The sequence below is a fragment of the Nocardioides dubius genome (assembly GCF_039528155.1).
GTDB classification, from domain to species: domain Bacteria; phylum Actinomycetota; class Actinomycetes; order Propionibacteriales; family Nocardioidaceae; genus Nocardioides; species Nocardioides dubius.
Window position 1 is genome coordinate 73,505 of sequence record NZ_BAAALG010000009.1, and the last position, 21,833, is coordinate 95,337.

The following is a 21,833-nucleotide window of genomic DNA, read 5'->3' on the forward strand; positions in this document are numbered from 1 at the left end:
CGGCTCCACCGAACGGGACCGCTCGGCCAACGCGCCCGACCTAGGATTGACGACATGGGAATCAGCAAGAAGCTCACTGCCTCCCTCACCCCCAAGCTGGCCGGGGCGGCACTCAGCACCGCAGCACCCGGCGTCACCGGTGGCGTGGTGCGTGAGGCGCTGGACCGCGCGATCCGCGGCATCGGCCCGCTGCCCCCTGCCGCCTTCACCGCCTGGAAGGTCAAGCGGGAGGCCGGCGGCGACGTCAAGCAGGCCGTGCACGACATCATCGAGCGGCACGTGCGCTACGCGGGCGGCCAGGGCTTCGTGACCAACCTCGGCGGCATCGTCACCGCCACCGCGACCATTCCGGCCAACATCTCCGGCCTGGCACTGGTGCAGGCCCGGATGATCGCCTGCATCGCCGACCTGCACGGCTACGACATCCACGACCCGCGGGTGCGCTCGGCGATCCTGGCCGCGCTGCTCGGCGAGGACCAGGTGCGCTCCCTGGTCAAGGCACGGAAGCTGCCGGGCACCCCGATCGAGCTGGCCACCGGCGAGCCGCTGCCCGCCAAGCTGGAGACCGAGATCGCCAGCCGGGTCGCCAACGACCTGATCACCCGGGTGACCGGGAAGAAGGTGGTCGGCACGATGGCCCGCAAGGTGCCGATCGCCGGCGGCATGGTCGGCCTGTGCGCCGACGGCTACGCCACCTGGAAGCTGGGCCGCTACGCGGACTCGGAGTTCCGCCCGCGCACGAAGCGGTAGGCCTGCATCGCCTTGCGCCCGGCGCCGGAGTCCTCCAGCTTGCGCACGGTCTTCTCCCGCAGCCGGTAGGTCGGGCGCAGGTAGGCACGCTCGAGGGCCTGCTCGGTCTCGGCGAGGCGACGGTGCAGGTCGTCCTCGACCTCCCGCATCCGCACGTTCTCCAGCAGCAGCGCCTTGATCGCCTCCACGGCGGCGCGGTTGACCTGCCGCTCACGGGGGTCGTCGGGGTCGCTGAACGCGGGCGGCTCGCCGCTCGGCAGCAGGTCGTCGAGATCGCCGATCACGTGGTAGCCACGCTTCTGGATCTCCCCGACCCAGCTCTGCGACAGGTCGCGCGCCCACTCCCAGACCGGCTCCGGGAGCGCGAGACGCGGCGATCCCGAGCGCAGCGAGAGCGTCTGGTGGGCCAGCAGCTCACGCACCAGCGTGCGGTAGTGCACCGGCTCGACCTCGGCGTTGGCCGCCTGGTTGATCCGGCGCAGCAGCGCCGTCTCCGGGACGCCGAGCGAGGCGTTGACCCGCTCGACGTGCAGGTCGAGATCCATCCCGGTCAGCCCGAACGCCGTCGCGAAGCGCTCCCACAGCAGCGTCTTCGGCGCACCGGACGGCGGCACGGTGACCAGGTGAACCTGCTCGGGCGAGAGCGTCGAGGCCCAACGGTCGAGGATGTCCGGGATCTCCTGCACGCCCCAGAACCAGGTGGCGATGTTGCCGCTGCGGGCCGGGTCCTGGAGCTGGTCGAGGAACGCGCGGTAGCTCAGCGTGCGGCGGTGCTTGATGTTCTCCTGCCACTCCGCCGGGATCTGGCGGACCAGGTCGCGCACCGAGAGCACCACGTGCACCTCGGTGCCGGGGTGGCCCAGGGTCTCCAGAGCGCGCTTGACCTGCGCGCGCGACGCGGTGGCCAGGATCTCGTGGCTGATGATCGTGGTGCCGGGCCAGCGCTTCGCCTCCGCGGCGAGGGCGTCCCAGGCGCCGACGGCCTCCTGCTCCAGGCCGCCCCAGGGCAGCCGCATCAGGTCGAGCGCGGCCAGGAAGTGACCGTCGAAGCGCTCCGCCGGGTAGGCGATGCCCTCGGTCCGGAGCTTGATCCGGTTGTTGTACAACACGTCCTGCACGTAGGAGGTGCCGGTCTTGGGCGTGCCGACATGCAGGATCACCCGCCTCGCACTCACCGCTGATCCCATCCTTCCCGCAGGAGCGTCACCACTGTCTGAAGAACCCGCTGCGGGCGTGGCGCCGCGCTGGTGGCGGCGGTCGTCGTCAACATCCCTGGATCTCCATGGACAGGGTAGCCAGCGGCGACGATGCGGTCAGCCATCAGCCCTGCATTGCGCGCCAACCAGGGCCGCTCGGTGGCCGGGACGCCGAGGGCGGGGCCGGGATGCGCGAAGACCCACGGGTTCACCACGACCTCACGCAGCCGGTGCAGCTGGTCGGCGGGTACCAGCACCCGCAGCGCCATCACCACCTGGCGGGCGGCCTCCACCGCCTCCGGGGCCGGCGCGGCCGGGCTCTCCTCGAGGCTGACCAGCACCTGGTGGTGCCCGTGCTGGCGGCTCCACCGGCGCGCCAGGGTGGCCAGATCGATGCCGACCGGGAGTCGGTCCACCTCGGAGAAGCGGCGCACCCAGCGACCCCAGGACGGCACCGATCCGGTGAGCGAGCGCATCGCCCAGACGTCGTAGAGCATGTTCTCCAGCGAGGAGCCGACGACCTTGAGCCGGCCGCCCGGCGCGCGGGGCTCGCGCAGCCCGCCGATCTGCCGGTGCACCAGCAGCGGATCGCCCTCGACGTGCTGACGGGCCCGCCGGCCACGGCCCGCGCGCGGCAGCGCCGGTTGCACGCCGACCAGCTCCTCGGCCAGCACACCGGTGCCGAGCCGGATCAGCTCCTTGAGCGGAACCTGCGCCGGATCGACCGGGCGCGGCCCGAACTCCGAGCCGCTGTCCGCGCCGATCAGCTCCAGGTCCGGCAGCCCACGGCCCGGGGCGCTGGCGGCCAGCACCCGCTCCACGACCTCTGGCGAGGGCGCATCGCCGGCCAGGTTCAGCTGCCGGGCCAGTTCCAGCTGGATCGCCCCCGGGAGCCACGGCCCCTGGGAGGTGGCGTCACCGTCGAACTCGGCCCAGGGCGTGGTGCCGCCGTCGCGCAGGTGGGCGACCCAGGCCCAGCCGCGGCGCAGGCCCGGAGCCTCGACGGCGCTCATCGGTCGCTCCGCAGTCGCTCGAACCCTGCCCGCACCCGCGGCAGCATCCCCTGCTCGGGCACCGGCCGGCGCGCAGCCTCCAGGGTGACCGCCTCCAGGGCCGCGATCGAGGCGCGGGCCAGCTGCCGTCGTCGCGGCTTGTCGGGATCGTTCCAGACCGCTCCCGGGACCGGCGGGGCGGGGCGCAGATCGTCGAGATCGCCGACGACGTCGACGCCCGAGCCCGCCAGCCAGTCCACCCAGCGCTGGGCCTGGGCCTCGGCCCACGGGTAGTGCTCGGGCGGCAGCTCGATGCGTCGCTTGCCGCCGGCGAAGCCGCCCTGCTGCACCATCTGCAGGAGCAGGAGGTCGGCCTCCTTGCTGCGGCGGCGCTCCGGCTGGCCGGCGACCAGGCGGCGGTTGAGGCGACGCAGCACCTGGGTCTCCTCGATGCCCATCGACTCGTTGACCCGCTCGGCGTCGTCCGGTGCCCAGGCGGGGTCGATGCCGACCACCGAGCAGAACCGGTGCCACAGCTCCTCGCGGGGCGCGTCCGGGCCGGGCACGGTGATCACGTGCACGTTCTCCGGCGGCAGGCCCTCGGCCCAGTGGTCGAGCACGGTCGGCAGGTCGAAGGCGCGCATGAACCAGGCACCGCCGGCCTCGACCCGGCGCAGGTAGCGCGCGAAGCGCCAGGTGCTGCCCTGCTTGATGCTCTCCTGCCAGCCGGCCGGGATCTGCCGGGCCAGGTCGCGCGCGGTATAGACGACGTGCACGTCGTGCTCGGCGAGGTCGGCCATCACCTTGCGGATCCGCTCGCGCGGCGCGGGCGCGAGGATCTCGTGGCTGATCACCACGGTGCCTCCGCGGCGGCGGACCTGGCGCAGCATCGCCTCCCAGGCTCCGTCGGCGTGACCGGGCGGACCGCCCCAGTCCGCGCCGAGCACGTCGAGCGCCGCGCGGAAGTGGAAGAGCGAGGTGTCACCGAAGACGCTGCGCCCGGGGTAGTGCACCCCGTGCCGGGCCAGGCGCCGCGCATTGCGGGCCAGCCGGTCCTGCAGATAGGTGGTGCCGGTTTTGGGCGCCCCGATGTGCAAGAAGACGCGTGCCCGGCTCATGCGTCAGATTCTGCCCCAAGTGCCGCGACCACCCGCGACGGACTCGGCCTGCCGAGTCGCTCGGCCATCCAGAGGCTGGTCTCGACGAGCGCGTCGAGGTCGACGCCGGTGCGCACCCCGAGGCCCTCGAAGAGGAAGACCAGGTCCTCGGTGGCCAGGTTGCCGGTGGCGCTCTTGGCGTACGGGCACCCGCCGAGGCCACCGGCGCTGGCGTCGAAGGTGGTCACGCCCTGTTGCCAGGCTGCGTAGGCGTTGGCGAGCGCCTGGCCGTAGGTGTCGTGGAAGTGGACGGCGATCTTGTCGATCCCCACGCCGGCGTCGCCGAAGGCACGCAGCAGCGCCGTGACGTGGCCCGGCGTTCCGGTGCCGATGGTGTCGCCGAGGCTGAGCTGGTCGGCACCGAGGTCGAGCAGCCGACGGCCCGCGGCCACCACCTGCTCGATCGGCACGGCGCCTTCCCACGGGTCGCCGAAGCACATCGACAGGTAGCCGCGCACGAAGAGGCCCTGCTCCTTGGCGCGCACCATGGTCGGCTCGAACATCGACCACTGGGTCTCCAGGGTGCGATTCAGGTTCTTGCTGGCGAAGGTCTCGGTGGCGCTGGCGAAGACCGCGATCTGCTCGACGCCGAGGCTGAGCGCCCGGTCCAGCCCGCGCTCGTTGGGCACCAGCACCGGCAGGTCCGGCAGCACCCGCTGCTCACCTGCCAGCAGCTCCAACAGCTCCTCGGCGTCGGCGAGCTGCGGCACCCAGCGCGGATGGACGAAGCTGGTCGCCTCGATCACCCGGTGCCCGGCCCCGGCCAGGCGGTGGATGAACTCCGCCTTCACCTCGACCGGCACGATGGTCTTCTCGTTCTGCAGCCCGTCGCGCGGCCCGACCTCCCAGATCGTCACCTCCGATGCCCCCGAGGGCGCAGAGATGGCAGCCGAGGACGCAGTAATGGCGCGCGAGATCTCACTCATCGCTGGTCCTGCGCCTGCTCAGCGTCGTCGGGCTCCACCACGACGAGCACCGCGCCCAGCGCCACCTGGTCGCCCACCACGGCTCCGACCTGCGCGACGACGCCATCGAAGGGCGCCTTGAGGGTCAGCTCCATCTTCATCGCCTCCATGATCACCAGAGGATCTCCAGCCTGCACCCGCTGACCCGCCGCCGTCGAGACCGCGAGCACGGTGCCCGGCATCGGCGCGGTCACCTCACCCTCGGCGAGCTCGTGCCCGGCCGCCGCGAACGGGTCGGGACGGGTGAAGACGAACCGCTGCCCGCGGTGCACCACCTCGACGACGTGGGGCCCGGCGTCCACGAAGACGACCTGGCGCTCGCCGTCCACGGAGACCTCGAGCCGCTCGGCCGCGCCGACGCCCAACCGGACCCGGTCCAGCGTGCGGATCCGCCACTCGCCGACCTGCGAGACGGTCCCGTCCCGGACGACGCTGACCGGCTCGTCGAGCTCGACCAGCACCGGTGCCTGGTCGCCCGACGCCCGCCAGGCGTCGCTGGCGAACGGGCCGCTGCTCTGACCGAGCACCGCATCGGCGACGGCGTGCGCGGCGAGCGCGCGGGCCAGCGCCGGGTCGGGCGCGGGCACCTCGTGGTGGTCGAGCCAGGCGGTGTCGATGGTGGCGTCGGCGAACTCGCCGCTGGCCACCAGCTGACGCAGGAAGCCGGCGTTGGTGGTGAGTCCGAAGATGGCGGTCTCGTCGAGGGCGGCCAGCAGGTTGCGCCGCGCGGTCTCGCGGTCGCGACCGTGCGCGATCACCTTGCCCAGCATCGGATCGTAGGCCGTGGAGACCACCTGGCCGCTGATCAGCGCCTGGTCCACGCGGACCACGTCGGCGGCGTCGTCACGCATCAAGCGGCTGGTCGCGGCGTCGGGCCAGTGCACGATCCGCGCGGTGCCCGCCTGCGGGAGGAAGCCGTGGTGCGAGTCCTCGGCGTAGACCCGCGCCTCGATCGCGTGCGCCTCCGCCTCGACCTCGTGCTGCTCGATCTCGAGCTCGCGCCCGGCGGCCACCTCGAGCTGCATCTCGACGAGGTCCCGGTCGCCGGTCGCGAGCTCGGTGACCGGGTGCTCGACCTGCAGGCGGGTGTTCATCTCCAGGAAGTAGGGCTCACCGGTGGCGTTGTCGACCAGGAACTCCACGGTGCCGGCACCGGTGTAGTCGACGGCTCGGGACAGGGCCACCGCCGCCTGGGTGATCTTCGCCCGCAACTTCGGCGTGACGGTCGGTCCGGGCGCCTCCTCCAGCACCTTCTGGTGCCGACGCTGGGTGGAGCAGTCGCGCTCCAGCAGGTGGACGACGTTGCCGCGGGTGTCCGCCATCACCTGGACCTCGATGTGCCGCCCGGACTCGACGTACTTCTCGATCAGGAGGGTGTCGTCGCCGAAGGCGGAGCGGGCCTCGCGGGCTGCCGCCTCCAGCGCGGCCGGGTACTCCTCGGCGCTGCGCACCACCCGCATCCCCTTGCCGCCGCCACCGGCAGCGGCCTTGACCAGCACCGGGAAGTCCAGCTCGGTGACCGGCGTGGCCAGGTCGTAGGCCGGGATCACCGGGACACCGGCCGCCACCGCGATCTCGCGCGCCGCGTCCTTGCGCCCCATCTGCTCCATCACCACGGCACTCGGCCCGACCAGCCGGATCCCGGCGGCCTCGACCGCGCGAGCGAAGGCGGCCCGCTCGGAGAGGAAGCCGTAGCCGGGGTGGATCGCGGCAGCACCGGCATGCACCGCTGCCGCGACCACGGCATGGATGTCGAGATAGGAGTCGACCCGCACCGCCTCGTCGGCGGCGCGCACGTGCGGGGCGTCGGCGTCCAGATCGGTGTAGAGGGCGATGGTGCGGATGCCGTGCTCCGCGGCGGTGCGGAAGACCCGCAGCGCGATCTCGCCGCGGTTGGCGACCAGGACGCTGTCGAGCAGCGTGCCCAGCTCGGCGAAGGCGTCCGCGGAGATGTAGTCGTCGAACTCGTTGCTCATCGCTGCCTCACATCCGGAAGACGCCGTAGTTGGGGGCCGGCGTGGGCGCGTTCGCCGCAGCCGCCAGCCCCATCCCGAGCACCCGGCGGGTGTCGAGCGGGTCGATCACGCCGTCGTCCCAGAGCCGGGCGGTGGAGTAGTAGGCAGAGCCCTGCTCCTCGTACTGGGCGCGGATCGGCGCCTTGAACGCCTCTTCCTCCTCGCCCGACCACTGCTCGCCGCGGGCCTCGATGCCGTCGCGCTTGACGGTGGCCAGCACCGAGGCGGCCTGCTCGCCGCCCATCACCGAGATCCGGGCGTTGGGCCACATCCACAGGAACCGCGGGTCGTAGGCGCGCCCGCACATGCCGTAGTTGCCGGCCCCGAAGGAGCCGCCGATCACCACGGTGAACTTCGGCACCACGCTGCATGCCACCGCGGTGACCAGCTTGGCGCCGTCACGGGCGATGCCGCCGTTCTCGTACTCGCGACCGACCATGAAGCCGGAGATGTTCTGCAGGAAGACCAACGGCACGCCGCGCTGGTTGCACAGCTCGATGAAGTGCGCGCCCTTGCGCGCGGACTCGCCGAAGAGGATGCCGTTGTTGGCGACGATCCCGACCTGGTGGCCGTAGATCCGGGCGAACCCGCAGACCAGGGTCTCGGCGTAGAGCTGCTTGAACTCGGTGAACCGGCTGCCGTCGACGATCCGCCGGATCACCTCGCGCACGTCGTAAGGGGTGCGGGTGTCGGCGGGCACGACGTCGTAGAGGCCGAGCGGGTCCTCGGCCGGCTCCTCGATCGGTGCCGTCTGTGCGACGCGGGTGGCCGGGGTGGTCTCCACGATGCCGCGCAGGATCGCCAGCGCGTGCGCGTCGTCGAGCGCGAGGTGGTCGGCGACGCCGGACTTCCGGGCGTGCACGTCGCCGCCGCCGAGCTCCTCGGCGGTCACCACCTCGCCGGTCGCGGCCTTCACCAACGGCGGGCCGCCGAGGAAGATGGTGCCCTGATCCTTGACGATCACCGTCTCGTCGCTCATCGCCGGCACGTAGGCGCCGCCGGCCGTGCAGGAGCCCATCACCGCGGCGACCTGCGGGATCTGCTCGGCGCTCATCTGCGCCTGGTTGAAGAAGATCCGGCCGAAGTGCTCCTTGTCGGGGAAGACGTCGTCCTGCATCGGCAGGAAGGCGCCGCCGGAGTCGACCAGGCTGATCACCGGGAGCCGGTTGCTGCGCGCGATCTCCTGCGCACGCAGGTGCTTCTTGACCGTCACCGGGTAGTAGGTGCCGCCCTTGACCGTGGCGTCGTTGGCGATCACGACGGCGAGCCGGCCGCTGATCTGCCCGATCCCGGAGACGACGCCCGCGCTGGGCACCGGGTCGTTCTGCCCGGTGGCGTCCGGGGCTCCGTACATGCCGGTCGCGGCCAGGGCGCCGATCTCGAGGAACGGGCTGCCCGGGTCGAGCAGGCGGTTCACCCGATCCCGGGCGAGCAGCTTGCCGCGGTCGGTGTGCTTGCGACGGGCGGCTTCGCTGCCGCCCTGGTGGGCCTTGGCCAGGCGCTCGCGGAGGTCGTCGGCGAGATCGCGCATCTCGGTCATGGGGTTAATGATCGCTAACCAGGGCGTCGCGCGCAAGCGATTCGGCGCATTGACCGGGACGAGACGCCGAGGGCAGGGAGCGGCGCGGACACTACGATCGGCGCATGCGTCTGCGCCTGGGCCGCCCACGGCTCACCGACTACGACCACCTGCTCGACGTGCCACCGGCCGCCGAGCACTCTCCGTTCGCCGTCACCTTCCTCGGCGTCAGCACCCTGCTGCTGGACGACGGCACCTCGGCACTGCTGACCGACGGCTTCTTCAGCAGGCCCGGCCTGCTGCGCGTCGCGGCCGGCAAGATCGAGCCCGACCAGACCCGGATCGGCACCGCGCTCGCGCGCGCCGGCATCGACCGGCTCGACGCGGTGCTTCCGGTGCACACCCACTTCGACCATGCGCTCGACGCGGCGGTCGTGGCCGAGTCGACGGGTGCGGTCCTGGTCGGTGGCGAGTCGACGGCCAACATCGGCCGCGGGCACGGCCTCCAGCCGGGCCGGATCGACGTCGTTGCGCCGGGCGAGCCGCGCACCTACGGCAACTGGCAGATCACCCACGTGGTCTCCGACCACTGCCCGCCGGACCGCTACCCCGGCACCATCGACGCCCCCGTGGTGCCGCCGGTGCGGACCACCGCATACCGCTGCGGGGAGGCGTGGTCGATCCTGGTCGCGCACACCTCTGGGCGGCGGCTGCTGATCCAGGGCAGCGCCGGCTTCGTGCGCGGGTCGCTGGCGGGGCACCAGGCGGACGTCGCGTGGCTCGGGATCGGGCAGCTCGGCGTGCAGTCGGAGCGCTACATCCGCGACTACTGGGCCGAGACGGTGCGCACCGTCGGCGCCCGGCACGTGGTGCTCACCCACTGGGACGACTTCTTCGGCCCGCTGCCCGACGACCATGCCGGCCTGCGCGCACTGCCCTATGCCGGCGACGACCTCGACGTGACCGTGCGGCTGCTCGACGAGCTGGCCGCAGCGGACGGCGTCAGCCTGCACCTGCCGCGCCTGTGGCAACGCGAGGACCCCTGGCAGTTGGACCTTCCTGCGACAGAGCCGGGCGCCACTCGTTAGGCTCTGCCGGTGAGCCGACGTGACCAGATCCTGGAGACCGCAGCGGAATTGTTCGCCGCCCGCGGGTTCCACGGCGTCTCCGTGGCCGAGCTCGGCGCCGCCTGCGGGATCTCCGGTCCGGCGCTCTACAAGCACTTCCCGTCGAAGGACGCGATGCTCGCCGCGATGCTGGTCGGGATCAGCGAGGAGCTGCTCGACGAGGGCCAGCGCCGGGTGGCCGCGGCCACCGGTGCCGAGGACGCACTGCGCTCCCTGGTCTCCTGGCACATCGACTTCGCGGTCGAGCGGCGGGCGCTGATCGTCGTCCAGGAGCGGGACTGGCAGTCGCTGCCCGCCGAGGCCCGCGAGCGGGTGCGCACCCTGCAGCGCGACTACGTCGACCTGTGGGCCGAGCAGCTGCGCAAGCTCGACGGCGCATTGACCGTCGACCGCGCCCGGTCGATCTCGCACGCCAACTTCGGCCTGCTCAACTCCACACCACACTCCTCGCGCATCCCCGCCCAGGAGATGCGCGAGGTGCTGGAGTCGATGTCGCTGCGCGCGCTCGGCGTCGACTGAGCGATCACGCTTGCGTGGCACCCAGCCCCCGAATGGTGGGAGCCAGGTGCCACACAGTCGGGTGAGCGTCAGCGCACCCGGAGCGTCCGCACGGCAGCCTTCGCGCTGCCGACCGTTGCCGAACCCTGGTAGGCCACGCTCACCTTGTAGGTGCCGCGCGGCAGCCGCGGCAGGGTGACGACGATCCGTGATCGCGTGAGCTTGGCGCTCACCACCCTGGCCTTGCCCTGTCCAACCACGGTGACCGTCACCCGGCCGGTCGGCTTCACCGAGCCTGCCTTCACCCTGACGACGACCTTGGCTCGCTGGGCGACGGTCGCGGTGACGGTGGCCTTCGCCTTGCGCACCTGGACCCGGACGCCGGTCGACGTCGAACCCGCGGCGACGGCGTCCGCTGCCGGGATGAAGACGGCCTTCAGGAGGTGGGCTCCGACCGGGGTCGTGCTCGGCAGCGCGAGCGCGGCGGTCCCGTCCTTCGTCAGCGCAGCCGTGCCCAGCACGGTGCTGCCACGGACGAAGCGCACCGAGCCGGAGGCACCGGCGTCCAGGCCCGTTACGGTGGCTGTCGCCCGGACCGGCTTCGCAGCGCCGTACGCCTGCGTGTTCGCGGAGACGGCGAGCGCCGTGGTCGTCGCATCGACGCTCGTGGTGTCCACACAGGCGAAGCTGCTCGCCTCGTCCGCAGGGCCCGCGATCCGACGCGGCCAGGCCGGGTAGTCGCACAGCGGCATGGTGCGTCCGGCCGTCGCCGACGCGCCATCCGTGGCGACCTGGTCGACCGGCGCCAGGCCGTCGTGCACCCAGTTCTCCAAGGCGGTCAGCGAGTCCCACGACAGGTTGAAGGCACCGTTGCCGTGCGCGTAGCCGGGCTGGACGTAGTAGCGCGCGAACTCACCGAGGTCGTCGCCGTAGCGGCGCTCAAGGCTCTCGTAGTAGGCCGAGGTGGTGCCGGCCGTGACCAGGGTGTCCGTGGTGCCCTGGACCATCAGGATCTTGCCGCCGCCCGTGACGAACTCGTCGATGTCAGGATCGGTGGCGTCCAGCAGGGTGGAGAGCTCCTTCACCCGCGGCTCGTAGCGCCGGTAGTCGAAGTCATCGGTGGAGGCGTCCGGGTCCTGGGTGATGAAGTACTTGATCACCGGCTCGGTGAAGCGACCGTAGGAGGTGATCCCCTGGGCCGATGCGCCGTGGAAGTAGGGGAACGCCTGCATCTCGGTGACGCCGTTGGCGAGGGTGAAGGCGAACTTGAACGGGCTCGTCGCCGCGCGCAGGGTGCCGATCTGCGTCTGCGAGAGGCAGGCGTCGCCGGCATCCGCGCCCGACGGGCAGCGCAGGTCGGCGACCTTGAACGCATCGTCACAGCCGGAGGTGTTGGCGATGACGCCGTCGACGGCGCCGTCGAGCTTGTCGCAGGTGGACATCACCGCGTCCTGGACCAGCGCGATCTCGGCGGCGTCGAGCGAGCCGCCGGGGCGATTCCACTGCTGCGCCATGTGGTACCAGGCGATGTCCATCGCCTGGTTCTGGTTGGCGGGGTAGTAGGCGATGATCCCGTCGTAGTCGTCGCCGTACTCCTGGGCTGCGATCAGCGCCTCGTGGCCGCCCTTGGAGGCGCCGGCGAAGATCTGCGTCGTCGGCAGCTCGCCGTAGTAGGTGTCCACCAGCGACATCACCGCGTCGCGGGTGCGCTTGATGCTGTCGCCGCTGTAGTTCTCCAGCGATTCGCGGTTGAGGGCGAACGAACCGGCCGGGTCGGAGCCGACCGCGTTGCCGGAGTCGCTGCCGAAGGTCACATAGCCGCGGTCGAGCGGCCGGGTCGGCGCTGCCGATCCGGCGGTGCCGGGAACGTTGCCGAGGCCGTCGATGACGACGCCGTTGAAGCCGCCGCCGCCGAGCTGCACGCTGCCCAGGTTCCAGGCGGTGGGCAGGTTCACCTGGAAGACGATGTCGGGCGCGGACGGGTCGTTCGGGCGCACGCTGCCGCGCACCTGGCAGTGCTCGGGACGGCTGCCTGAGGCGGCGGTCAGCGTCGCGGATGCCACGAGGGCGCCCTGGGTCGGCAGGCCGATGCTCGCGGCCGGCACCTCGACGCCCGTCAGGGCGTCGCAGCTCGCGGCGGGGTCGGCCACGACGACCGGGGTGGCGGGAGCGGCACCCGAGGCCACGCCGAGAGCGCCCGGAACGACTGCCAGCAAGCCCGCCGAGAGACCGGTCGCTGCAGCGATGGGAACGATTCTGCGCAAAGAAGAACTCCTTGTTCAGCGCACTCCGAGCGGAGTGACAGGCGTCACGCTAGGACACCCGCTTCCCCAGAATCAATAGCGAACGATCGTTTTAATTTTTCCTGACGGAAGTGGCCGCCACGCACGCACTGCGGCTATCGCGCGCCCACGCGGGCGCGGGTGTCGCGCGCGCCCGGGGCGCTGTCGACGCGCGCGCGGGCAGGCATCTCACGCTGGTGTGCGCAGGTGTCGCCACATCCAGGCCGCCGCCAGGAGATAGACGACACCGAAGGCCAGCCGCCCGACCGGCGGAAGGTAGAACTGCGGCAGGAAGAGCGCGATCAACAGGCCGAGCGGCCAGCCGGCGAACCGGGTCACGGCACCGCTGCTGGCCCCCGCCGATCGCGTGACGGCGAACGCGACGCCCACGCCGGCGACAGCCAGGAGCACCAGGCCCACGCCGAAGGCTCCGATCGCCGCCGGATGGTTGCGGACGGCGTCCGCGAGGTCGAGGTCGGCCAGCTCGCCGTCCAGGTAGGCCCGGCCGATCGCATGCAGCCCGAAGGACTCGGCGCCGTAGTACGGGAGCACCAGCACCGCGCCGACCACCGAGCTCGCGCGAACCCACGCACCCAGACGCCCAGCGCCCGAGACGGCCCAGGCGAACGCCGCGAAGCACGCCAGCGCGCCGATGCCGGAGAGATGCGCGACCAGCCACCAGGGCGAGGCGAACGCCTCGGCCGTCGCCCGCACACCCTGCGCGTCGCCGTAGGGGCGCAGCAGCAGGTAGGCCGCCATCAATCCGCCCGAGGCGAGCAGCACCGCACCCGCCCAACCCGCCATCCGACGCTCCGACCAGGCGCGCCCGGGCCCTGCATCCACTACCGCCACCTGAGCCACCATCTCCACTCCTCCATAACTCGAATCGGATTGAGAGAGCACTGCTCTCTCAATCGAGGATGGCACCGCCTGGACGCAATTGCAAGAGCACCGCTCTCCGATCTGGCACACTGGACCCAGCAGCCATCGAGGAAGGGACAGCCATGAAGCGCGCCGAGGCCCGGGAGCAGATGCACGCGCAGATCCTCAGCGCGGCCCGCCAGGAGATCGCCGTGCACGGCGGCGGCGCACTCTCGATGCGCGCGATCGCGCGGGAGGTCGGCCTGGTCTCCTCGGCGATCTATCGCTACTTTCCGACCCGCGAGGCGCTGCTGACCGCGATGATCACCGAGAGCTACGGCAACCTCGCCGAGGCACTGGCCAGCAGCGGCGCCGACCGCAAGCGCAACCTGGCCCGCCGCTGGGAGACCCTCGGCCGCGCCTTCCGGGTCTGGTCGATGAGCAACCCGCACGAGTTCCAGCTGATCTACGGCACCCCGATCCCCGGCTACGTCGCGCCCGCCGAGACCATCCCCGCCGCCGAGGCGGTCGCCGTGCACTTCCTCGCCACCGGCGCCCAGGGCCCGGTCGGCGCGTTCAACTCCACCGCGTTGAGCCGCCAGGTCGGCCCGATCGCCGGCGCCCTCGACCTCAACCCCTCCGGCACCGCTGCCGTGATCGCCGAGATCGCCGCCCTGGTCGGCATGCTCACCGCCGAGATCGCCGGCCACTTCGTCGGCACCGCGGACCCCGCCGACCACCTCTTCGAGGCCTTCCTGCGCCGCCAGACGACGACGCTCGGCCTCAGCTAGCGCCCTCGAGAGTCGGAGGTCGCTCCTAGCCTGGCGCCCATGCCGGGCCTGGAGCGCTTGATCTACGTCGACGACTCGTACAACGAGTCGCACGCCGGGCTGATCGTCTTCGGATGGGTGGAGTGTCATCCCGTGCGCTGGTGCAGCGCCCTGCGCGCGTGGCTGGAGCTGCGCAAGGAGCTCTACCGGGAGTTCACCCTGCCACCCAGCACGGAGCTGCACGCCACCCGCTTCGTGAACGGACGCGATCGGCTGATCACCGACCCGGCCGCCGTCTCCCGCAACTTCTTCGCCCCTGACGGCACCTTGCTCAAGAAGGACCTCGGGCGCGCCGTCGCCCTGCGATGCCTTGACCTGCTGCACCGCTGCCCAGACCTGACGACCGGAGCGGTCTACGCCCAGACCGACAGCCGTGGTCGAGCGTTCGCCCGCGAGAAGTACGACCTCTACCGGCGTCTCATCGGCACCTGGGACGACGTGTGTCGCGCTGCCGACCACTACGCCTTGATCACGATGGACGGCAACGACCCGCACTTCTTGGACGCCCATCGGGAACTGCCGTTGGACGAGCGGCGCATCATCGAGGATCCCACCATGCACGACTCACGCCGCTCGCAGTGGATTCAGATGGCAGACCTTGTTGCCTACACAGCCTTGATGGCGGTCAACAGGCACGCCCACAACGAGTTCGCCTGGAACTGGTTCGGCACCTATCTCGCTCCCCGAGGCAGCACGGTTCCGACCCGGCTCTAGAGACAGCTAGACCCGCCGAGTCCACGAATGTGGGGCGGGTCCGCGTCAACAGGCTAACACCGGATCTGGCTGGTCGCCAGGCTCAGCTAGCGCCCTCGCCCAGCTCCAGCAGCAGCGCCCGCGCCCGGCGGACGGCGTCCGCGGCGGAGTCGAGGTCGGCCTCGGTCTCCGACTCGGGGCTCTGCGCGCCGGCACCGCCGAGGTCGTGCAGGGCGGCGAGCAGCTCGTCGCGGGGCAGGCCACGCAGACCGAGCAGGACGAACGGGTCCTCGTCGAGCAGCCAGGCGAACTGGCTGAGCACCGCGATGGCGTGCGGACACGGCGGCGTCCAGTGGTCGCAGTTGCACTCGCAGGCCAGCTCCGCGCCATAGGGCAGCAGCTCGACGCCTGCCTCCTCGGCGTGCTCGACCAACGTGTGCGGCAGGTCGCCGGCCACCAGCGCGGCGATCCGGCCCGCCTCGGCCGCGACCACCTCCACGAAGGCCTCACGGCCCGCGTCGTCGAGCTGCGGCACCGAGACGGTGACCGTCCAGGCGTCGTCGCGCTCCACCACCGCGGCCACCACCCGGCCGGGCCCGACGCTGATCGCCCCCACCGAGCCGGCCCGGGCCAGCTGCCGGCCGCGCTTGAGGTCGCCGTCGGAGTAGGCGGCCTCCTCGACACCGCGCACCCACGCCCGGCCCCACCACGAGCCCGCCTTCGCCGACGAGCGGCGGACCGCGAACCGAGGATGGGTGATCGTGGTCATGAGGCGCCCCAGCCCAGGCGGCGCGCGTCCTCGCGGCGCAGCGTGACCAGCTCACGCAGCTCGTCGTCGCTCAACTCGGTGAGCGCCGTCTCCCCACCCGACAGGACGGCGTCCGCCAGCGACCGCTTGCGGGCCAACAGCTCCGCGATCCGCGCCTCGATCGTGCCCTCGGTGACCAGGCGATGCACCTGCACCGGCTTGGTCTGCCCGATCCGGTAGGCGCGGTCGGTGGCCTGATCCTCGACGGCCGGGTTCCACCAGCGGTCGAAGTGCACCACGTGGTCGGCCCGGGTCAGGTTGAGCCCCGTTCCGCCGGCCTTCAACGAGAGCAGGAAGACCGGCACCTCGCCGGCTTGGAAGGCCTTCACCATCTGCTCGCGCTCGGGCACCGGAACGCCACCGTGCAACAGCTGGCTCGCCACCCCGCGGGCACGCAGGTGCCGTTGCAGCAGCTTGGCCATCTGCACGTACTGGCTGAAGACCAGCACCGCGCCGTCCTCGGCGATCACCGTGTCGACCACCTCGTCGAGCAGGTCGAGCTTCTCCGAGCGGCCACGCAGCCGCGGGTTGACCTGCTTCAGGTAGTGCGCCGGGTGGTTGCAGATCTGCTTGAGCCCGGTCAGCAGCGCCAGCACCAGGCCGCGGCGCATCTCCTCGTCGGCCTTCTCGATCTTCTCCATCGAGGTCCGCACCAGCGTCTCGTAGAGCACGACCTGCTCGCGGGTGAGCCCGAGCAGGTGGTCGGTCTCCGTCTTCGGCGGTAGCTCGGGCGCGATGCCCGGGTCGGACTTCTTGCGGCGCAACAGGAACGGCTGCACCAGCTCGGCGAAGCGCCGGGTGATGGCCGGGTCGACGTTCGCCTCGATCGGCGCCGCCCACACCTTGCGGAACGCGGTCCGCGAGCCCAGTAGCCCGGGCGTCGTCCAGTCCAGGATCGCCCAGAGCTCCGCCAGCTCGTTCTCCACCGGGGTGCCGGTCAGCGCCACCCGCGCCTTGCTGCCGATGGTGCGCAGCGCGCGGGCGGTGGCCGACTGGGCGTTCTTCACGTGCTGCGCCTCGTCGGCGACGACCAGATCCCAGTCGACGGCGGCCAACCGCTCGGCGTCGGAGCGCATCGTCGCGTAGGTGGTGAGCACGAAGCCGCTGCCGATCCCGTCGAGCGAGCGCTGCGCGCCGTGGAAGCGACGCACCTCGACGCCGGGTGCGAACCGGTGCACCTCCGCCTCCCAGTTGCCCAGCAGGCTGGCCGGGCAGACCACCAACGTGGGCGCGGTGACGCCGAGCGTCTCGCGGCGGTGCAGATGCAACGAGATCAGGGTGATCGTCTTGCCCAGACCCATGTCGTCGGCCAGGCAGGCACCCAGGCCGAGCCCGGTGAGCTCGCTGAGCCAGGTGAGCCCCTGACGCTGGTACTCGCGCAGCTCGGCCTTCAACCCGGCGGGCACCTGGACCGGCTCCGCCGTCGCCGCGCCGCGCAGCTGCTCGCGCACCTTCTCCAAGGTGGCGCCGACGATGACCTGGACCTCAGCCGACTCGATCGAGGCGACGCCGGTCAGGGTGGCGGCCAGCGCCTGGGCCGGCTTGACGGTGCCGATCATCCGCTTGCGGGCGCGCTTGAGGACCGCGGAGTCGACGACCATCCACTGGTCGCGCAGCTTCACCAACGGCTGCGCGGCGGTGGCCAGCGCGTCCATCTCCTCGGGGGTGAGCGGATCGCCGTGCACGGCCAGCTGCCACTGGAACGAGAAGAGCGCGTCCGGCGAGAACATGCTGTCCTGCAAGGCCTCCTCGCGGTCGACCGGGGCGCTGCGGCCACCCGGCGCCAGCACCGCCGAGGTGGTCACCTCACGGCCGAGGCTGCGTGGCCAGTGCACCTCGACGCCACGCTCCTGGAGTGCGGCGACGCCGTGGTCGAGGAAGCTCAGGATCTCGTCGGCGTCGAGGGTGATCCGATCGGGCACCCGCAGCTCGGCGAACCGGTCGAGCACGCCCCAGGCCAGCGCCGCCTCCCGCAGCAGCACGGTGGTGTGCAACCGGGCGCGGTCGCCGAAGCCGTGGCTCGCGCCCGGCCCGGACTCCGCGAAGAGCACCGCGGCATCGGCCAGGTGCAGGGCGTTGCGGGCGTCGTGCACCTGGAGGACCAGGTCCACCGCGCCCGCGACCAGCGCCTCCTCCGGCGCCTCGACCCGCAGCGAGAGCGCGACGAGCTGGGGCAGGTCCGGATCCTCGCCGCCCTGCGCTCGGGCCTGGAGCCGGCGCACGAAGGCCGGGTCGGGCGTCGGGGAGCGCCGGGCGCGAGCACGTGCCTGCGCGAAGCGGGACATCCCCTCACCGGGGCCGGCGTCGGCCCGCTCACCGGTGCCCTTGCTGGCCGGCGGGCTCGGCGGGAGCGCGTCGACCACCGCCGCCAGGACCGCCGTCGCCAGCTCCTCCGCAGAGAGACCGCCCTCCGCGACCTCCTCGCCCTTGAGCGCCAGCATGTGCAGCCGGTCGCGGTCACGCTCGTCGAGGGCCGGCACCCACCAGCCCTCGGGCCCGGGACCGATCCGCCCGGCCGCGACCACCTGCATGCCGATCAGGGCCGAGCCCGCCAGCAGCACCACGCTCGGGTGGGCGGTGGCATCGCTGCGGGCCCGGGTCAGCACCGGCAACGCGGCGCGCATCGGCAGGCGCACCGAGCGCGCCGCACCGGTGAACTCGATCTCGCTCTCCCGCGGCGGCTCCGCAGGGTGGAAGGTGGCCGGGCCCACGATCGGCACGAAGCTCACGCCACCCACTCCTTCGTCGTCCACCAACCGGATGACGAGTCAACCACCCACTGCCTACACAGCCGAGCGCTACCCTGCCCAGCATGAGCATTCTTCAGACCCCGATCGCCACGCTGGACGGCAACCCCGCCACCCTGGGCGACCTCACCGGCGGCCAGCCGGCCCTCCTCGTCAACGTCGCCTCCAAGTGCGGGCTCACTCCGCAGTACACCGGCTTGGAGGAGCTCCAGCGCACCTACGGCGAGCGCGGCTTCACCGTCGTCGGCGTCCCGTGCAACCAGTTCATGGGCCAGGAGCCCGGCTCGGCCGACGAGATCGCCGAGTTCTGCTCCGCCACCTACGGGGTCAGCTTCCCGATGACCGAGAAGATCGAGGTCAACGGCGACGGTCAGCACCCGCTCTACGCCGAGCTCACCGCGTTCGCGGACGCCGACGGCGAGGCCGGCGACGTCCAGTGGAACTTCGAGAAGTTCCTGATCAACGCCGACGGCACCCCCGTCGCCCGGTTCCGCCCGCGCACCGAGCCCGGTGACGCGAGCGTCGTCAGCGCGATCGAATCACTGCTCGGCTGACCACAGCGCCGAACACGAGCAGCCCGCCCGCCAGGGCGACGACGGTCCAGACGCCGGGGTGCTCGGTGCCCAACGCCACCGAGACGACGGGCACCAGCACCGCACCGGTGGTCAGTCCGAGCACCCGGTAGCCGACCGGACCGTCGCGCCAGGCCAGCCACAGCCAGAAGCCGACCAGCGCGGCGCCGCACAGCAGCACCACCCACAGGTCGTTGTCGAAGACGCCGGCCTGCGGGCCGGAGTCGCCGAAGGGGACGTTGTCCATCGCCGGCCCGCCGAACTCGCCGCCCTCGACCGCGCTCGGCAGCTCGTCTGTGACGCTGAGCCCGTCCGGTCCGCTCTCCCCGAAGCCGGTGGCGAAGTCGCTGGTGAACGCGTCGAACATCGACATGAAGAAGCCAATCACGCCCAGTCCGATCGCCAGCACCGTCAGCGCCAGCGTGCCGACCAGGCCGACGACGACGCCGAGCATCTCGCCGCCCGGCAGGTAGCGCCGTCCGAGGATCGTGACCACCACCACGAAGAGCACGGTGGCGACCGCCGAGACCATGCCGGCGTTGTCGCCGAGCTCGTCGATGTCGAGCGCATCGCCGAAGAGGTCCTCCACCGCCTGCAGGTAGAGCATCAGGAGTCCGAGCAGGGCACTGAACAGGAACGGCGGCCGCGGCGTGATCAGGTGGCCGACCACGCTGAGCGCCAGGATCACCGCGCCCACCACGTAGACGGTGCCGGCGGTGTCGTCCATGCCGACGCCGATCATCAGCCCGACGCCGACCGCTCCCGCCGCACCCGGCCAGGCGATCAGGTTCGCCCGCCGCTCCGGGTCGCCGACCAGCTTCCAGGCCAGCAGTGCCACCACGACCAGGCCCAGCGCAGCGCCGAGGCCCGGGCCGTAGACGGCCCAGTCCAGTCCGTCGTCGAACCGGCTCCACCACAGCGCCAGGGTCACTGCCGCCGAGAGCAGGGTCGTGCCGAGCGCCACCGCCACCGTCTCGCCCCGGTGCAGGATGGCCGGCTGACCGATGCCGGCCCGCCACGCGGCGTCCGCCTGCGCCGGGGTGATGCTTCCTGAGGAGACGAGGTCGCCCAGGGCACTGCGGAACGGGTCGAACTCGGTCGGCTGCTGACTCATGGCTGTGACGGTACCGTCGGGGCGCGGAAATGATTCGCTCATTTCGCGACCTACTCCCTACCCTCTACTGGTGTCTACAAGCATCTCCTCGCCAGACGGCGCTGCAGCCCAAGCCGGCGGTACCCCGCCGCATGAAGACAAGCTCGACCGCAAGACGCTGATCATCGCCGGCGTGGTCGTTCTCGGATCCATCATGTCGATCCTCGACATCACCGTGGTCTCGGTCGCGCTGAACACCTTCGTCAAGGAGTTCGACGCGACCACCGCCCAGGTGGCCTGGACGATGACCGGCTACACGCTGGCCCTCGCCTCGGTGATCCCGCTCACAGGTTGGGCGGCCGACCGCTTCGGCACCAAGCGCCTGTACCTGCTGGCGATCGTGCTCTTCACCTTGGGCTCCGCGCTCTGTGCGGTGGCCGGCAGCCTCGAGCAGCTGATCATCTTCCGGGTGATCCAGGGTCTCGGCGGCGGCATGCTGATGCCGCTCGGCATGACCATCCTGACCCGCGCCGCCGGCGCGGACCGGGTCGGTCGCGTGATGGCCGTGCTGGGCATCCCGATGCTGCTCGGCCCGATCTGCGGCCCGATCCTCGGTGGCTGGCTGATCGACTCCGCGTCGTGGCACTGGATCTTCCTGATCAACGTGCCGATCGGCGTGATCGCGCTCGTCTACGCCTTCAAGGCGCTGCCCGCCGACCACGTCGAGCCGTCGGAGACCTTCGACTGGCTGGGCATGGTGCTCCTCTCCCCCGGTCTGGCCGCCTTCCTCTACGGCGTCTCGATGGTCCCCGAGACCGGCACCGTCTGGGACGCCGAGGTGCTCGCCCCGGCCGCGATCGGCCTGCTGCTGGTGATCGCCTTCGTGCCGTGGGCGCTGAACGGGCGCAACAAGCACCCGCTGGTCGACCTCACCCTGTTCAAGAACCGGCAGATGACGGTCGCCGTGATCGCGATGTCGCTCTTCGCGCTCGCCTTCTTCGGCGCCAGCCTGCTGTTCCCGATGTACTTCCAGGTCGCGCACGGCGAGACCCCGCTGAAGTCCGGCATCCTGCTGGCTCCGCAGGGCGTCGGCGCCATGTTGACCATGCCGCTGGCCGGCTTCCTCGCCGACAAGATCGGCCCCGGCAAGGTGGTCATCCCAGGCATCGCCCTGATCGCGCTGGGCATGGGCATGTTCGCCACCCTGGACTCCGACACCGGCTACGCCTTCCTGCTCACCGCCCTCTTCATCCAGGGCCTCGGCATGGGTGCCACGATGATGCCGATCATGAGCGCTGCCCTGGCAACGCTCAAGGAGCACCAGATCGCCCGCGGCTCGACGCTGATGAACATCATCCAGCAGGTCGCTGCCTCGGCCGGCACGGCGCTCTTCTCGGTGCTGATCACCAACGCCTTCGCCGACCGCGCCTCGACCGCACTGGCCACCGCCGGTGAGGACGAGAGCAAGGTCGCCGAGGTGCTGAGGAAGTTCGGCATCAACCCCGAGGCGATCCCCGACGTGATGGCCAAGTTCCCCGATGACGTCGCGTGGGCCTTCCAGGGTGCCTTCGTGGTGGCCACGATCCTGGTCGTCGCCGTCCTCATCCCGGCGCTGCTGCTGCCGCGCAAGAAGATGGTCGCGGACGCCGATCGTCCGCCGGTGATGGTGCACTGAGCCATCGCGCCGGCAGAAGGGCCTCACGTCGCTGACGTGGGGCCCTTCTCCCA

18 protein-coding genes are annotated in these 21,833 nt (G+C 71.5%); 7 read left to right on the plus strand and 11 right to left on the minus strand.

Annotated features, from left to right (window positions below; genetic code table 11):
• The first annotated feature begins 54 nt into the window (after window positions 1-54).
• Window positions 55-750 (plus strand): EcsC family protein, encoded by a 696-nt coding sequence (locus ABD151_RS11355; protein ID WP_343994366.1) that lies wholly within the window; start codon window positions 55-57, stop codon window positions 748-750.
• Here the strand turns inward: ABD151_RS11355 and ABD151_RS11360 are convergent.
• From ABD151_RS11360 to ABD151_RS11385, 6 genes are all read right to left on the minus strand, one after another.
• Window positions 711-1,925, minus strand: a complete 1,215-nt coding sequence (locus ABD151_RS11360) for a hypothetical protein (protein ID WP_343994368.1) — start codon at window positions 1,923-1,925, stop codon at window positions 711-713. The two genes, ABD151_RS11355 and ABD151_RS11360, sit on opposite strands and share 40 nt — an antisense overlap.
• Entirely contained in the window at window positions 1,922-2,959 is a 1,038-nt protein-coding gene (locus ABD151_RS11365; RefSeq protein WP_343994370.1) for a hypothetical protein, read from the minus strand. Before ABD151_RS11365 ends, ABD151_RS11360 begins: the two co-directional genes overlap by 4 nt.
• Window positions 2,956-4,056, minus strand: coding sequence for a hypothetical protein (locus tag ABD151_RS11370; RefSeq protein ID WP_343994372.1), 1,101 nt, complete (start codon window positions 4,054-4,056; stop codon window positions 2,956-2,958). The genes ABD151_RS11365 and ABD151_RS11370 overlap by 4 nt, the downstream gene beginning before the upstream one ends.
• Entirely contained in the window at window positions 4,053-4,952 is a 900-nt protein-coding gene (locus ABD151_RS11375) for a hydroxymethylglutaryl-CoA lyase (protein WP_343994374.1), read from the minus strand. Before ABD151_RS11375 ends, ABD151_RS11370 begins: the two co-directional genes overlap by 4 nt.
• Window positions 4,953-5,017: 65 nt before the next feature.
• Window positions 5,018-7,036, minus strand: coding sequence for an ATP-binding protein (locus tag ABD151_RS11380; protein ID WP_343994376.1), 2,019 nt, complete (start codon window positions 7,034-7,036; stop codon window positions 5,018-5,020).
• A 7-nt stretch (window positions 7,037-7,043) separates the two neighbouring features.
• Complete coding sequence (locus ABD151_RS11385) at window positions 7,044-8,615, minus strand: carboxyl transferase domain-containing protein (RefSeq protein WP_343994378.1); 1,572 nt, start codon at window positions 8,613-8,615, stop codon at window positions 7,044-7,046.
• 104 nt (window positions 8,616-8,719) lie between these two features.
• On the opposite strand from ABD151_RS11385, the gene ABD151_RS11390 reads away from it, so the two are divergent.
• Both ABD151_RS11390 and ABD151_RS11395 read left to right on the plus strand, forming a co-directional pair.
• The gene (locus ABD151_RS11390; RefSeq protein WP_343994380.1) at window positions 8,720-9,682 is read left to right on the plus strand and encodes an MBL fold metallo-hydrolase; all 963 of its coding nucleotides are present in this window, start codon (window positions 8,720-8,722) and stop codon (window positions 9,680-9,682) included.
• A 9-nt stretch (window positions 9,683-9,691) separates the two neighbouring features.
• On the plus strand, window positions 9,692-10,240 hold the full coding sequence (locus ABD151_RS11395; protein WP_343994382.1) for an SACE_7040 family transcriptional regulator: 549 nt from the start codon (window positions 9,692-9,694) through the stop codon (window positions 10,238-10,240).
• A 68-nt stretch (window positions 10,241-10,308) separates the two neighbouring features.
• Here the strand turns inward: ABD151_RS11395 and ABD151_RS11400 are convergent, their stop codons facing one another.
• Window positions 10,309-12,483: a tannase/feruloyl esterase family alpha/beta hydrolase gene (locus tag ABD151_RS11400; RefSeq protein WP_343994384.1), complete on the minus strand. Its 2,175-nt coding sequence runs from the start codon at window positions 12,481-12,483 to the stop codon at window positions 10,309-10,311.
• A 207-nt stretch (window positions 12,484-12,690) separates the two neighbouring features.
• Window positions 12,691-13,305, minus strand: coding sequence for a hypothetical protein (locus ABD151_RS11405; RefSeq protein WP_343994386.1), 615 nt, complete (start codon window positions 13,303-13,305; stop codon window positions 12,691-12,693).
• Window positions 13,306-13,505: 200 nt separating this feature from the next.
• Here ABD151_RS11405 and ABD151_RS11410 point away from each other — a divergent pair, with 200 nt between their 5' ends.
• Together ABD151_RS11410 and ABD151_RS11415 are read left to right on the plus strand one after the other, a co-directional pair.
• On the plus strand, window positions 13,506-14,153 hold the full coding sequence (locus tag ABD151_RS11410) for a TetR/AcrR family transcriptional regulator (protein ID WP_343994388.1): 648 nt from the start codon (window positions 13,506-13,508) through the stop codon (window positions 14,151-14,153).
• Window positions 14,154-14,192: 39 nt separating this feature from the next.
• Window positions 14,193-14,906 (plus strand): DUF3800 domain-containing protein, encoded by a 714-nt coding sequence (locus tag ABD151_RS11415; protein WP_343994390.1) that lies wholly within the window; start codon window positions 14,193-14,195, stop codon window positions 14,904-14,906.
• A gap of 82 nt (window positions 14,907-14,988) precedes the next feature.
• On the opposite strand, the gene ABD151_RS11420 is transcribed toward ABD151_RS11415, so the two are convergent.
• Window positions 14,989-15,654 (minus strand): SWIM zinc finger family protein, encoded by a 666-nt coding sequence (locus ABD151_RS11420; protein ID WP_343994392.1) that lies wholly within the window; start codon window positions 15,652-15,654, stop codon window positions 14,989-14,991.
• The gene (locus ABD151_RS11425; RefSeq protein WP_343994394.1) at window positions 15,651-18,422 is read right to left on the minus strand and encodes a DEAD/DEAH box helicase; all 2,772 of its coding nucleotides are present in this window, start codon (window positions 18,420-18,422) and stop codon (window positions 15,651-15,653) included. Before ABD151_RS11425 ends, ABD151_RS11420 begins: the two co-directional genes overlap by 4 nt.
• 83 nt (window positions 18,423-18,505) lie before the next feature.
• Here ABD151_RS11425 and ABD151_RS11430 point away from each other — a divergent pair, with 83 nt between their 5' ends.
• Window positions 18,506-18,994 carry a glutathione peroxidase gene (locus ABD151_RS11430; protein ID WP_343994396.1) on the plus strand — a complete coding sequence of 163 codons (489 nt, stop codon included), beginning with the start codon at window positions 18,506-18,508 and terminating at the stop codon, window positions 18,992-18,994.
• Here the strand turns inward: ABD151_RS11430 and ABD151_RS11435 are convergent.
• Window positions 18,966-20,126 (minus strand): hypothetical protein, encoded by a 1,161-nt coding sequence (locus ABD151_RS11435; RefSeq protein WP_343994398.1) that lies wholly within the window; start codon window positions 20,124-20,126, stop codon window positions 18,966-18,968. The genes ABD151_RS11430 and ABD151_RS11435 overlap by 29 nt on opposite strands.
• Window positions 20,127-20,196: 70 nt before the next feature.
• Here ABD151_RS11435 and ABD151_RS11440 point away from each other — a divergent pair, with 70 nt between their 5' ends.
• Window positions 20,197-21,780 (plus strand): DHA2 family efflux MFS transporter permease subunit, encoded by a 1,584-nt coding sequence (locus ABD151_RS11440; RefSeq protein ID WP_343994399.1) that lies wholly within the window; start codon window positions 20,197-20,199, stop codon window positions 21,778-21,780.
• Window positions 21,781-21,833: the final 53 nt, after the last annotated feature.